At 40.1% G+C, this 13,548-nt stretch carries 12 protein-coding genes; all 12 read right to left on the reverse strand.

The genetic code is table 11. From position 1 onward, the window contains the following. Window positions 1-3 precede the first annotated feature (3 nt). The 12 genes from NIZ91_15775 to sdaAB all read right to left on the reverse strand — a co-directional run bounded on the left by NIZ91_15775 (window position 4) and on the right by sdaAB (window position 13,515). Window positions 4-336, reverse strand: a complete 333-nt coding sequence (locus tag NIZ91_15775) for a putative DNA-binding protein (GenBank protein ID USY54195.1) — start codon at window positions 334-336, stop codon at window positions 4-6. A 128-nt stretch (window positions 337-464) separates the two neighbouring features. Continuing rightward, the gene (gene ftsY, locus NIZ91_15780) at window positions 465-1,460 is read right to left on the reverse strand and encodes a signal recognition particle-docking protein FtsY (GenBank protein USY54196.1); all 996 of its coding nucleotides are present in this window, start codon (window positions 1,458-1,460) and stop codon (window positions 465-467) included. Window positions 1,461-1,478: 18 nt separating this feature from the next. After that, window positions 1,479-5,039 (reverse strand): chromosome segregation protein SMC, encoded by a 3,561-nt coding sequence (gene smc / locus NIZ91_15785; GenBank protein USY54197.1) that lies wholly within the window; start codon window positions 5,037-5,039, stop codon window positions 1,479-1,481. A gap of 100 nt (window positions 5,040-5,139) precedes the next feature. After that, window positions 5,140-5,886: a ribonuclease III gene (gene rnc, locus NIZ91_15790; GenBank protein USY54198.1), complete on the reverse strand. Its 747-nt coding sequence runs from the start codon at window positions 5,884-5,886 to the stop codon at window positions 5,140-5,142. 180 nt (window positions 5,887-6,066) lie between these two features. After that, on the reverse strand, window positions 6,067-6,300 hold the full coding sequence (acpP, locus tag NIZ91_15795; GenBank protein USY54199.1) for an acyl carrier protein: 234 nt from the start codon (window positions 6,298-6,300) through the stop codon (window positions 6,067-6,069). 105 nt (window positions 6,301-6,405) lie between these two features. Next, window positions 6,406-7,146: a 3-oxoacyl-[acyl-carrier-protein] reductase gene (gene fabG, locus NIZ91_15800; protein ID USY54200.1), complete on the reverse strand. Its 741-nt coding sequence runs from the start codon at window positions 7,144-7,146 to the stop codon at window positions 6,406-6,408. Between the two features lies 1 nt (window position 7,147). Further along, entirely contained in the window at window positions 7,148-8,092 is a 945-nt protein-coding gene (gene fabD, locus NIZ91_15805) for an ACP S-malonyltransferase (GenBank protein USY54201.1), read from the reverse strand. Between the two features lie 17 nt (window positions 8,093-8,109). Further along, complete coding sequence (gene plsX, locus NIZ91_15810; GenBank protein ID USY54202.1) at window positions 8,110-9,105, reverse strand: phosphate acyltransferase PlsX; 996 nt, start codon at window positions 9,103-9,105, stop codon at window positions 8,110-8,112. A 21-nt stretch (window positions 9,106-9,126) separates the two neighbouring features. Beyond that, window positions 9,127-9,690: a transcription factor FapR gene (gene fapR / locus NIZ91_15815; GenBank protein USY54203.1), complete on the reverse strand. Its 564-nt coding sequence runs from the start codon at window positions 9,688-9,690 to the stop codon at window positions 9,127-9,129. Window positions 9,691-9,806: 116 nt separating this feature from the next. Next, window positions 9,807-11,855 (reverse strand): ATP-dependent DNA helicase RecG, encoded by a 2,049-nt coding sequence (gene recG, locus NIZ91_15820; protein USY54204.1) that lies wholly within the window; start codon window positions 11,853-11,855, stop codon window positions 9,807-9,809. Next, on the reverse strand, window positions 11,848-12,735 hold the full coding sequence (sdaAA, locus tag NIZ91_15825; GenBank protein ID USY54205.1) for an L-serine ammonia-lyase, iron-sulfur-dependent, subunit alpha: 888 nt from the start codon (window positions 12,733-12,735) through the stop codon (window positions 11,848-11,850). The genes recG and sdaAA overlap by 8 nt, the downstream gene beginning before the upstream one ends. Before the next feature lie 117 nt (window positions 12,736-12,852). After that, window positions 12,853-13,515: an L-serine ammonia-lyase, iron-sulfur-dependent subunit beta gene (gene sdaAB, locus NIZ91_15830; protein USY54206.1), complete on the reverse strand. Its 663-nt coding sequence runs from the start codon at window positions 13,513-13,515 to the stop codon at window positions 12,853-12,855. Between the last annotated feature and the right edge of the window lie 33 nt (window positions 13,516-13,548).

A 13,548-nucleotide genomic window follows, 5' to 3' on the forward strand; every position in this document is an offset into this window, starting at 1 on the left:
CCCCTAATCTAATTTCTCGAGCGAATCAAGAAGAGAAGAAAGCTTGCTGTTTGTTTCAAGTGCGCCTGTCAGTTCATTTTTTAGTTGTTGAACAATTGATTGACGCTCTTGAAACCTTTGAAATAACAATAGCTTTTCCTCATATTGTTCAAGCATTTGCTCTGTACGTTTTATATTATCATAAACTGCTTGACGACTCACATCAAATTCCTCTGCTATTTCACCTAGGGAATAGTCATCTAAATAATAAAGAGACATATAACTTCTTTGCTTTGGTGTAAGCAACGCTTGATAGAAGTCGTATAAAAAGTTCATTCGCGTCGTTTTTTCTAACATACGACCGCCCCCCCTTGTTAAGTGAAAAGCCTTTACATGTCTTTAGTTTACAAAGAACCAATTAGAATGTCAAGTTTTTTCCTTAACAGCAAAAACGCGACGAAGAAAGGCTTCATCGCGTTTTTTAATTAACTGTTTTGCACTTCATCTTCTACCGCATTAGCAAATAAGCCATAGATGTATTGCTCCGTATCAAACGGCTGAAGATCGTCCATCTTTTCCCCTAACCCTACGAATTTCACTGGTAAGTTCAGCTCGTTTCGAATAGCCAATACAATACCACCTTTTGCTGTACCATCTAGCTTTGTCAGCACAATTCCTGTTACGTTTGTTGCTTGTGAGAAGATTTTTGCTTGACTAAGAGCATTTTGTCCAGTTGTTGCATCCAACACAAGCAGCACTTCATGCGGAGCTCCAGGAACCTCACGTTCAATCACGCGCTTTACTTTCTCCAGCTCCTTCATTAAGTTCACTTTATTTTGCAAGCGACCTGCTGTATCACATAATAAAATGTCTGCTTTACGAGCTTTTGCAGACTGGATAGCATCGTACATTACAGCAGCTGGATCTGACCCAGCCGATTGCTTAATAACATCTACTCCAACGCGCTCTCCCCACACTTCTAGCTGCTCGATAGCGCCTGCACGGAACGTGTCGCCAGCTGCCATCAGGACCTTCTTGCCTTCTGACTTAAATTTATGGGCAATTTTACCAATCGTTGTTGTTTTCCCTACACCGTTAACACCTACAAATAAAACAACGGTAAGGCTATCTTGCTGCATGTTAAGATCCGCTAGCTGCTCTTCACCTGACTCATAGATATCAATTAATTTTTCAGAGATAACTGCTTGAACTTCTTGAGGATCTTGAATGTTCTTTCGTTTTACTTCATCTTTTAATTCGTCAATTAAATCCATAACAGTGGAAACGCCAACATCTGCGCTAATTAGAATTTCTTCTAGCTCTTCAAAAAATTCTTCGTCCACTTTTCGATAGCGAGAAACTAAATCGTTCACGCGTTCTGAAAACGAATCGCGTGTTTTTGAAAGTCCATCTTTAAACTTTTGAGTAACGGAATCTGTTTGGTTCGTAATCTTTTCTTTTAACCGCTTAAAAAAGCTCATGTTCTAACACCCTTTCTATTAAGCATATTGCTTTGAATCTTCTAAACGTACGGATACCAGCTTTGAAACGCCTGACTCTTGCATAGTTACGCCGTAAAGCACGTCTGCTTCTTCCATCGTTCCTTTACGATGCGTAATGACGATAAACTGAGTTTGCTCACTATAACTTCTTAAATACGTGGCAAAGCGGTGCACGTTCGCTTCATCTAAAGCTGCCTCTACTTCGTCTAACACACAAAACGGTACAGGTCGAACCTTTAAGATAGAGAATAGAAGTGCAATAGCTGTTAAAGAACGCTCTCCACCAGAAAGAAGTCCTAAGTTTTGAAGCTTTTTACCTGGAGGCTGAGCAATGATGTCAACTCCAGTGTTCAACAAGTCTGTCGCATCCGTTAGCTTTAGCTCTGCTTTTCCTCCCCCAAATAGAGACTGAAATACATGATTAAACTCTTCACGAATTTGATAAAACGTATCAGAAAAACGCTTTTTCATCTCTTCATCCATTTCTTCAATAACTTGATAAAGCGTGTTTTTAGCTTCATCTAAATCATTCTTCTGGCTGCTTAAGAACTCATAGCGTTCGGCCGTCCGTTCATATTGTTCAATAGACCCGATGTTCACTGTACCAAGCTCTTCAATACCAAGCTTAATAAGTTTGATTTTTTTACGGGCTTCGTCAATTGGAACCGTAAGCTGATACGAAGCTTTTGCTGCTTCAAAACTCGTTTGATATTCTTCATTCAGCTGATGTAAACGACTGTCTAACTCAACGTCAATGCGGTTTAATTTTACCTCTTCGTCTTTTAATGCATTTGTAATTTGCTTGTGCTGACGATGTAGTTCTTTGACAAAGCGTTCTGCATCTTCTAGTTTATTTTGTGATTTTAAGCGTTCAGCGCGGCAATCATCCATTTTCTTCAAAGTCTCTGCTTTTTCTTTAACTTTTTCTGCAGCTGCTTCTTCTAGAGAAAGCTCTCCAGAATCATTTGATGTCATCTCATTCGCTAAAAGAGCCAAGTCTTCTGTCACTTCTTCTAAGCGCTTCGTTGTTTGATTTAACTCAAAGCAAATACGCTCATACTTTTCACGCTTATTTTTAAGAGACTGTTCTTGTCCAGCAAGCTCTACTTTTACTTCCGTTAGCTTCTGGCGCACCTCTTCTCGTGACGTTTGTTGCGTGCGCTTACGATGGGTAAGTTCTTCAATAACTACCTCTAGTTCCAAGGTCTGTTCTTTTGCTTCGTCTAGCTGCTTTTCTAATACTTGAATTCGCTTAACCAAATGCTCTTGATCACTTTTAAAGCTGACCATGTCTTGATCGTACATGGCTAATCGATCATTTACTGCTTGCTCTTCAATTTCTACTTGCTTCACATCTCGATCCAGCGCTTTTTCTTGCTCTTCTAGACGCTTAACAAAAGACTGTTCTTTACCAATCGCTTGCTCCAACTCTTCAATCATTTCTCTCTTAGCTTTCACATTTTTTTCAAGTTGAAGCGTTTTTTCTTCCATTTCTTTTAGCTTCGCAGTAATTGTTTCAAGTTCTCGCTGACGCCCCAACAATGAATTGGTCTTTTGCTTAACCGACCCACCTGTCATGGATCCGCCTGGATTCACGACGTCTCCGGTTAAAGTAACAAAGCGGTAGCGATGCTGGATTAGCCTAGCAAGCTCATTTGCTCCTTTTAAATCTTTTACAATAATAACCGTACCAAGCAAGTTTTCTGCGATACTGCGATACTTTTCATCATATTTTACAAGCGAAGAAGCAACGCCCACAAACGTATCATGACTTTCAATTAACGAAATGGTTTGCGGCGGTATAAATCGCGAACGTACGGATGTTAATGGCAAAAATGTAGCTCGCCCGTAGTGATTTTGCTTTAAAAAGCTAATTGCTTGTCGCGCACTCTGTTCATCAGACGTCACAATATGCTGAGTTGCACCACCCAGCGCAATTTCAATCGCCGTCTCATACTCTTTTGGCACGCTAACTAATTCAGCAATAGCTCCTTCAATTCCATAAAGCTTCTGACTTCTCGCTTTTAAAATTTCCTTTACACCATGAAAATACCCTTCATAGTCCTCTTGCATCTCTTCAAGCATTTGCTTTCTAGATTTTGTTTGCTGGACATATTGATAGGCTTGATACAGGGTTGACTCTTGCTTTCGATATTCCTCTCGCAAGGAATCTAACTTCGCAAGCTGCTCTTTTAACTGGCGCATGGAATCCTGCAATTCTTTTTGAAAGTTTTGCAGTTTATCAATAAGAGCGCCTTTTTTCCGTTCAAGATCCGCTCGTTGCTGAACATATTGCTCGTTTGCTTTTAAAAGCCTCGCTTCTTTTTCAGACGTTTGATGCTTTTGCTGCTCAAGAAAAGCAATCTCATTTCGAGAAGCTGTCTGTGCATTTGCCAACTCAAAATATTCGCTTTTTAACTGCTCTAGCTGTTCATCCAAGTTTTCACTATACGTCGCAAACAAACGCTCTTGTTCGGCTACTTCTTCACGCGTTTTAGCAACGTCGTTTTCAAAGTTAGTTAATTCATTTTCTTCTTTTTGCTTCGCTATCACAAGCTCTTCTTTTGTTTGAGTATATTCTTTTACAAGTCGCTCTAACTGCTCTTTATTTTGCGAAGCATTCTTTTTACGCTCTTTTAATACTTCTTTCTTCCCTTCTAGCTTTTCAACTTCTTCACTAACAAAAAGAAGGTGTTTATGTAGCGCATCGATTTCTTCATCCGCGCGCTGAATATACGCGCGTAAACGATTAATCTCTTGCTCACGCTCTCCAACGTTAGCAGAAAGCGATTGCTCCATTTGCTGATGAGACGCTATATCTCTCTTCAGCACTTCCCACTTCCCATGAAGCTCTTCAATTTCAAAAACTGTTACTTCAATGTCAATTTGTTCTAATTCTTCTTTTTTCTGCAAATAATCTTTTGCAATGGAAGACTGTATTTTTAAAGGCTCTAACTGCCCCTCGATTTCATGCAAAATATCAAGTACCCGATTTAAGTTTTCTTGTGTTTCAATTAATCTTAACTCAGCCTTACGTTTTCTCGTTTTATACTTTAAAACGCCCGCTGCTTCTTCAAATATTTTACGGCGCTCATCTGGTTTACTGCTGAGAACTTCTTCAACTTTCCCTTGACTAATAATAGAAAAAGCTTCTCTTCCCAAACCGGAGTCCATAAATAAATCCACTATATCTTTTAAACGGCATGGCTGGTTATTAATAAGAAATTCACTATCGCCTGAACGGTTTACTCGTCTGGTAATACTTACTTCATGATAATCTAGCGGTAGAAACTGATCGTCATTTTCTAGCGTAATCGTTACGTCTGCTACGTTAACAGCACGTCTCGATTCACTTCCTGCAAAAATAACGTCTTCCATTTTTCCGCCTCGCAGTGACTTGGCAGACTGCTCACCCATTACCCAGCGAATCGCATCTGTAATGTTACTTTTACCACTACCGTTTGGCCCTACAACTGCTGTAACCCCTGGTACAAAGTCAATCGATACTTTCTGAGCAAATGATTTAAAGCCGGTAATATCTAAACGCTTGAGGAACATATAGATTCCCCCTTTTCCTTATTTTCATAGTAAATCCCCCTTTGCAATAATCACTTATTGCTTGGGGGGATTGGTTCCTGCATTATGCTAATAATCTCTTTTACTTTGCATTCGACGCTTTTATTTTTGAGATGGCTACTTGAGCAGCTTTTTGCTCAGCTTCTTTCTTAGATCTTCCAACTCCAACGCCTAACTCTTCACCATTAAGTGATACGCGTGACATAAATTCACGATTATGAGCTGGTCCTTTTTCTTGTAGTACTTTGTACTCCAGCTGACCAAACCCGTCTCGTTGAATAATCTCCTGTAACTGACTTTTAAAATCCATCACATGAGAAAAAGCACCCTCATTAATTTTCGGGAATACAACTTTTGTTAAAAATTGATTTACTGTTTCAATTCCTTTATCTAAATACAATGCACCAATAAATGCTTCAAACACATCTGCCAATAAAGCTGGACGTTGACGACCACCCGTCATTTCTTCACCTTTACCAAGCAATACTAGTTTACCAAATTCGAGCTCATTTGCGAAAGTCACAAGAGATGGTTCACACACGACCGCTGCACGTAACTTTGTTAGCTCTCCTTCGCTCATCATTGGGTATTTTTTAAATAGAAATTGTGAGACAGTCAACTCTAACACGGCATCCCCTAAGAATTCTAAACGCTCATTGTCTTCATGAGGTTTTTTACGATGCTCATTCACATACGATGAATGTGTAAAAGCTTGAAATAAAAGCTTTTCATTTTCAAACGTCACGTTGATTTCTTCTTGAAACTGCTTAAAGTTTTTCACTACTTGAGAATTATTTTTTCGGTCTCGATTCGAATAATGTTTAGGCATAAAATACCTCCGCTTAACAGCCACAATTAGTTCATAATTTTTTTCATAACATAACCCATTATAAAACGACGTATCCTAAAAGATACACCGGATTTTGAAAAAAAACTTATTTTTTTCAAAAATAACGCAAAAAACACAGAAAGCCCCGCTATTAACGGGGCTTTTAGTGATACAACAGAATTAAACTTGACTCTGTATGTAATTAACCGCATCTCCAACAGTTGCGATTTGTTCTGCTTGCTCATCAGAGATTTCCATGTCAAACTCATCTTCAAGCTCCATTACAAGCTCAACTACATCAAGAGAGTCAGCACCTAAATCTTCTTTGAAATTAGATTCTAATTTCACTTCGCTTTCATCTACACCAAGACGATCAACAATGATTTTTGTTACGCGCTCTAGTACTTCTGCCATTGTTCTTCACCTCCCCTCAAGTCATTATAGTAGATTTCCTTTTAAAATACTATGGCTGAATAATAAAGTTTGTCAAAATCCTTACTTTTCAATTCTTTTAAGATATTACATAACCATTCCGCCGTCAACATGGATGGTTTGTCCCGTAATATAGCGACTAGCGTCTGTAGCTAAAAAAGAAACTACATTAGCAACATCTTGTGGATCACCAAAGGATGCAAGTGGAATTTGTTTTAGCATTTCAGATTTCACTTCTTCTGGAAGCTCATCCGTCATATCAGTTGCAATAAACCCTGGTGCCACTGCATTTACTGTAATGTTACGGCTTGCAAGCTCTTTTGCAGATGTTTTCGTTAACCCAATTACACCAGCCTTAGCAGCTACATAGTTTGCTTGTCCTGCGTTGCCACTAACCCCCACAATGGATGAAATGTTGATGATTCGTCCATGACGTTGTTTCATCATTTGGCGAGTTGCTGCTTTCGTGCATAAAAACACGCCTTTTAGGTTTGTTGATAAAACATCATCCCACTCATCTTCCTTCATTCTCATTAGCAGGTTGTCCCTTGTAACACCAGCATTGTTTACTAAAATATCTAAAGAGCCAAACGTTGAAATTGCTTCTTTAATCATGATTTGAACAGAATCTGCATCCGCTACGTTTGCTTGAACTGCAATGGCATCAGTCCCATAGCCTTTAATTTCATCAACAACCTCAAGCGCTTTTGCTTCGCTACCTGCATAGTTTACAACTACTTTGGCTCCTTGCTTTCCTAATTCAAGCGCAATCGCACGTCCAATTCCACGAGACGCTCCTGTAACAACCGCTACTTTTCCTTCTAACATTTTATTCTGCCCCTTTCACTGCTTCAATCGTTGCTTGCAACGTTTCAACATTACTTACTGAATAAACCGTAGCACGGCGATTTACCTTTTTCACAAGCCCTGATAAGACTTTTCCTGGACCAATCTCAATAAATGTATCTACGCCTTCAGCAAGCAATAACTCCACCGTTTCTTGCCAGCGAACTGGAGAATATAATTGTTCAATTAATAGTGCTTGTACAGCTTCTTGTTGTATTGTTGGCTGGGCCGTTACGTTAGCTACAACAGGCACCTTCGCATCTTGAAATGTCATCGTACTAAGCGTATCTTGAAGCTTAGCAGCAGCTGGTTTCATGAGATTAGAGTGGAACGGTCCACTTACATCTAAAGGAATCGCTCGCTTCGCTCCTTTTTCTTTTGCAAGCTCACTCGCTTTTTCAACACCTTCTGCTGTTCCAGAAATGACAATTTGACCTGGACAATTAATGTTAGCTAGCTGAACTGAGAATCCTGAATCTGTAATTTGATCCGTTACAGTCTTTAGCTCTTCAGCACTCATTCCTAAGATAGCTGCCATTGTTCCTTGACCAGCAGGAACAGCCTCATCCATATAGCGTCCACGCTTGTTTACAGCAACAACAGCATCTTCAAAAGACATTACTTCAGCTGCGACTAACGCACTGTATTCTCCCAAACTATGACCTGCTACATAATCAGGTGTAATTCCACTCTTTTTAAACTCATTTAAAAGCATTGTACTAGCAGTAACAAGAGCAGGTTGCGCATGATACGTTAATGTCAGTTCATCTTGTGGACCTTTAAACATCAGGTTTGACAATGAAAAGCCTAGCACTTCATCTGCCTTTGAAAGAAGTTGCTTTGCCTCTTCAGATTGGTCATATAAGTCTTGTCCCATACCTACGGCTTGTGAGCCTTGGCCTGGAAACATAAAAGCTATTTTCCCCATTCTTATTCTCTCCTCGTTTATTCGTTATTTTCTTCACTTTCAACGGAAGCTTGAATGGTAGAAGATACGTTATTTTCTACCATATTTACGGTTTGCTTAATTGCATTAAAGATGGCCGTAGCGTCTGACGACCCATGAGCTTTAATAACCGGCGCATTTAGCCCAAACAGGCCTGCGCCTCCATACTCGCTATAGTCCATTTTTGCTTTTAACCCTTTAAGCTGAGGCTTTAACACGGAAGCAGCTACCTTGCTTTTAAAACTACTCGTTAACTCTGTTTTTAGCATTGAAAATAGTGAGAGTGCCGTTCCTTCTATTGTTTTCAACGCAACATTACCCGTAAAACCATCCGTTACCACAACGTCTGCAACGCCGTTTAAAAGATCGCGTGATTCTACGTTCCCGATAAAGTTAATATTGGTTTCTTGAAGCAGTTTAAACGTCTGCTTTGTTAATTCATTACCTTTTTTCTCTTCCGTTCCAACGTTTAAAAGACCAACTTTAGGTGAATGAATCCCCCTTACTTGCTCCGCGTATACCGAGCCCATGATTGCGTATTGAACAAGGTGCTCAGGTTTCGCATCAACGTTAGCTCCTACATCTAGCATTAAGAAACCTTTACCATCCAAAGTTGGCAGTGTTGGAGCTAGAGCAGGACGCTCAATTCCTTTGATACGACCAACAACAAATAATCCAGCCGTCATTAAAGCTCCCGTGTTACCTGCAGAAATACACGCATCTGCACGCCCTTCAGCTACTTCAGTAGCCATGAGTACCATTGATGCATTTTTCTTTCTACGCACTGCACGAACTGGTTCATCTGTCGCTTCAATTACTTCTTCAGTATGAAGAATTTTAATACGTTCTGGATTTGTTAGGTATTTCTTTATCTCAACTTCATTACCAACAAGTGTAATATGTAAGTTTTCAAACTGTTGAATGGCTAATTCTGCACCTTCAATAACCGTTTTGGGAGCATTGTCCCCTCCCATAGCATCGATTGCTATTTTCATGTTCTTTCTCATCCTTTAACTTTATTTATCAGATGTAGATCGGTACATATTAAACGTTCCTGAAAACACCTGCTCTTGCCCTACAAAACTGTTTACCTCTACGATTGTTCGGGTTTCATCTGTAGACAGAACCTTTGCTTTTGCTATCACACGCTCATGGATTTTTACGGAACGATGATAGCGAATGGTAGCTTCAATTGTTAATGCTAATTCGTCATTAATAACCGCTACTGCAAGTGAGTTTGCTTGAGCAAACAAGTGATGTCCTCTTGTAATTTGATTGCGCTGAAAAACGTGTTCTTCACGCACATCAAAGATAGAAATAGCCGATTGGTCTAACTCAATATCGATAATTTCTCCAATTACTTCTTCGATAGGTAAAGAACGCACTTCATCTTCTAATTTCTTAGAAGCTACGTATTTAATTCGCTCGCGTAATTCAGGGATAGACAATTCTAGGCGGTCTAAGCGAATTGTTTGTACACTAACTGAAAAACGATCGGCTAATTCTTCATCTGTGATAAATGGATTCTCGTCAATTGTAGCTTTTAATAACAGCTGTCGATCTCTTTTATTACGCTTCATAACACACCATCCGAACTTTTAATACTAGGTACTAATAGCAGTATATAATTATTGCAATTGAAATGCAACATTTTTAGTAATGTTACATCTCAATTGCAACGCCTGTTCACTGACTACTAATCAAATTTTTCACCTGCTAAGACACCTGTCGCTTCCAAATAAGAACGCAGCAGCTGATATTGCTCATCTTTCCAAAACATCTCTGAATTAACAAGCTCAGCAGCATCTGTACGCGCTACTTCAAGCGCTCGATAATCGTGGACCATGTCCGCTATTTTGAACTCAGGCATTCCGCTTTGCTTTCGACCGAAGAAGTCTCCAGGCCCTCTAAGTTCAAGATCTCGTTCTGATAGTACAAAACCATCGTTTGTCTCCGTCATAATATTCATGCGTTCTTTTCCAACTTCAGACTTTGGATCTGCTAGTAAAATACAATACGACTGCGCGTCTCCTCTTCCCACTCGCCCACGGAGCTGATGGAGCTGTGATAATCCAAAGCGCTCCGCATCATAGATAACCATAACCGTTGCGTTTGGAACGTTCACTCCTACTTCAACAACCGTTGTCGAAACAAGAATTTGCACATTATTTACGCTAAACTCTTTCATGACCTCTTCTTTTTCATCCGGTGTTAAGCGCCCATGCATTAGCCCCACATTCCATTGACCTTTAAAATATTGAACAAGGGTACTATGAACATCGATGGCATTTTGAACGTCTAACTTCTCTGATTCTTCAATCAGTGGACAAATTACATAGGCTTGTCGCCCTTCATTCAATTCTTTCTGGACAAATTGCAATATACGCTCTAGCATATCATGCTTTACCCAATACGTTTCGATTGCTTTTCGACCAGCCGGCATTTCATCTATGATCGACACGTCCATTTCACCAAAAGCAGTAATAGCAAGTGTTCTTGGAATAGGAGTCGCCGTCATAAACAATACATCTGGACTTTCACCTTTCTCACGCAAAACTCTACGCTGACCTACACCAAAGCGGTGTTGCTCATCTGTAATAACAAGACCAAGGCTGTTATACACTACTTCATCTTGGATGAGCGCATGAGTACCGACTAGCACATCTATTTCTCCAGCCTGCACTTGCTGCAGAAGCTCACGCCTTGCTTTTCCTTTAACCGAACCTGTTAATAATCCAACGCGTACCTGAACTTTTTCAAGCATGTTACTTAGAGATTCAGCATGCTGTTCGGCTAAGATTTCCGTCGGAACCATTAGAGCACCTTGATGCCCTGCCAATACCGTTGCATATAGGGCAACGGCAGCAACGACCGTTTTACCTGAACCTACATCTCCTTGTAATAGCCGATTCATTCGATACGGTGACTTCATATCGGCGGTAATTTCATTTACTACTCGTTTTTGAGCACCTGTTAACGGAAATGGCAGCTGATTTGTAAACTGAACCAAATCGCTGGATGGAAACACTTGAGACATGCCAGCCGTTTCTTCTCGTTCACGCTTTCGAAGTGCTTGCATCTTAAGCTGAAACAGTAAAAATTCTTCGTATACAAATCGTCTGCGCGCTTGTTTTAAATCGCCATGATCTCGAGGTAAGTGAATGGTGCGCACAGCATCTTCTCGCGTCATTAACTTATATCGTTCTCGGAGCGATAAAGGGAGCATATCTTCAATTTGACTTCCATACTGATTTAAAGCCAAGGTGATAAACTTACGAATCGCTTTTACAGTAAGCGTTGCTTTTGTGGAATAAACAGGCTCAATAGTTTGATTTTTTTTGAAAGGTGAAAACTGTAGTTCCTGAAGGGTAATCGTTTGACGGTGCTGATCCCATTTACCCGTCACTGTAACCGTTTGATCGATGTCAAGCTTCGATTTGTAATAGGGTCGATTAAAACATGTAACGGTAACAAGATAACGACCAACCAACAGGCGAAAGGTTAATCGAGACCGTTTTTTTCCGTAATAAGTAAGAGAGGGAACGCTGTGAACCTTTCCCTCTACCGTTACTTTTTCATCATGTTTAGCATCCGCTAAATCTTTTAGCTCATAGTCCTCATAGCGATAAGGAAAATGCTCAAGTAAATCTTGGACAGATTGTATCTTCATTTCTTCGAGAAGAGTCGCTGTTTCTTCTCCAATCCCTTTAATGGTTTTAATAGAAATTTTATTTAATTCATTCACTTTTATTTAATGCAATACCAAAGATCTTTGCTTCGAGCTCGCGACCTGTTGGTGTTGCCGCTAAGCCTCCTTGTGCAGTTTCTCGTAACGCTACTGGCATTGTTTGACCAATTCGATACATTGCATCAATTACCTCATCACACGGAATTCGACTTGTAACACCTGCTAACGCCATATCAGCAGCAATCATTGCATTCGCCGCGCCCATCGCGTTTCTCTTTACGCACGGTACTTCTACTAATCCTGCTACGGGGTCACATACTAATCCTAGCATATTTTTAAGCGTAATTGCCATTGCTTCAGCTGCTTGACTAGGCGTACCACCTGCCATTTCTACAATCGCTGCCGCTGCCATACCCGACGCTGACCCTACTTCAGCTTGACAGCCTCCTGCTGCACCTGAAATGGAAGCATTGTTTGCCACAACAAAACCAAATGCTCCTGATGTAAATAAAAACTCTATCATTTCTTCACGCGTGGGATTTAATTTATTTTTTACTGCAAATAACGTTCCAGGCACCACTCCAGCTGAACCGGCTGTCGGTGTTGCACAAATCGTTCCCATCGCAGCATTTACTTCGTTCGTTGCTACCGCTTTACTTACTGCATCTAAGATTAAATTACCAGATAAAGCATTTCCGCTTTCAATATACTTTTGTAATAAAACAGCATCTCCACCTGTTAGGCCAGTAACGGACTGGACGCCCCTTAATCCACGCTCTACTGCTTCCTCCATTACCGTTAAATTGCGATCCATTCTTTCAAAGACCTGTTCACGGGTTAAGCCAGTAACCTCTACTTCTTGTTCAATCATAATTTCCGCTATTTTGACTTTTTTACTTTCTGCTAACTCTACTAATTCGGCTACATTTCGAAACATAGTATCCTCCCAATTTACAACATGATGTCATTCTATCTAAGCCACTATCATCTTACTAAACATTTATTTAAACGACAGATTATTTCCTTCTTCCCAAAAGGCATAAAAAACAGGATGCTACTCAACCATTCTTGTTACTTTAATAATATTCGGTAACCCTTGTAGCTCTTCAATTACTTCATCTTCAATGTTTGTATCCATTTCAATGGCCATTAATGCTACCTGTCCTTTTTCTTTTCGAGATACTTCCATATGACCAATATTAATGGAATGCTTCATTAATATATTCGTCACGGTTGCAATCGCTCCAAACCGATCGTTGTGTACAACAAGAATAGCAGGGTTCATCCCTGATAAATTCAGCTCAAATCCATTTAATTCAGTGATTTGAATTTTACCGCCACCAATTGATATACCCACAACTTCAATTTCTTTATCTCCATCAATCATGCGCACACGCGCTGTGTTTGGATGATCAGTAATGGCTGTTTCTTCAATGAACGTCACTTCCATCCCAGCTTGTTTAGCTAATGTAAGAGACTCAGGAATTCGAGGGTCAAACGTATCAAAATCTAATACCCCTCCGATAATCGCTACATCTGTACCATGGCCTTTATACGTCTGAGCAAAAGATCCATAAAGTGAGACAATGACTTTTTCTGGTTGCTTGCCAAACAGCGTTCTTGCTACTCTACCAATACGCGCAGCACCTGCTGTATGTGAACTTGATGGACCAATCATGATTGGTCCAATAATATCAAATACGGATTTATATTTCATGGTTACTCTCCCCCTGTAAAAAGGATATTAAAC

It is taken from the genome of Bacillus sp. 1780r2a1 (genome assembly GCA_024134725.1).
GTDB lineage: Bacteria > Bacillota > Bacilli > Bacillales > Bacillaceae_H > Priestia > Priestia aryabhattai_A.

Bases quoted from the DNA above. Each gene is read 5' to 3' on its own strand.
- NIZ91_15775 (USY54195.1), bottom strand. From the start codon at position 336: ATGTTAGAAAAAACGACGCGAATGAACTTTTTATACGACTTCTATCAA.
- ftsY (USY54196.1), bottom strand. From the start codon at position 1,460: ATGAGCTTTTTTAAGCGGTTAAAAGAAAAGATTACGAACCAAACAGAT.
- smc (USY54197.1), bottom strand. From the start codon at position 5,039: ATGTTCCTCAAGCGTTTAGATATTACCGGCTTTAAATCATTTGCTCAG.
- rnc (USY54198.1), bottom strand. From the start codon at position 5,886: ATGCCTAAACATTATTCGAATCGAGACCGAAAAAATAATTCTCAAGTA.
- acpP (USY54199.1), bottom strand. From the start codon at position 6,300: ATGGCAGAAGTACTAGAGCGCGTAACAAAAATCATTGTTGATCGTCTT.
- fabG (USY54200.1), bottom strand. From the start codon at position 7,146: ATGTTAGAAGGAAAAGTAGCGGTTGTTACAGGAGCGTCTCGTGGAATT.
- fabD (USY54201.1), bottom strand. From the start codon at position 8,092: ATGGGGAAAATAGCTTTTATGTTTCCAGGCCAAGGCTCACAAGCCGTA.
- plsX (USY54202.1), bottom strand. From the start codon at position 9,105: ATGAAAATAGCAATCGATGCTATGGGAGGGGACAATGCTCCCAAAACG.
- fapR (USY54203.1), bottom strand. From the start codon at position 9,690: ATGAAGCGTAATAAAAGAGATCGACAGCTGTTATTAAAAGCTACAATT.
- sdaAA (USY54205.1), bottom strand. From the start codon at position 12,735: ATGTTTCGAAATGTAGCCGAATTAGTAGAGTTAGCAGAAAGTAAAAAA.
- sdaAB (USY54206.1), bottom strand. From the start codon at position 13,515: ATGAAATATAAATCCGTATTTGATATTATTGGACCAATCATGATTGGT.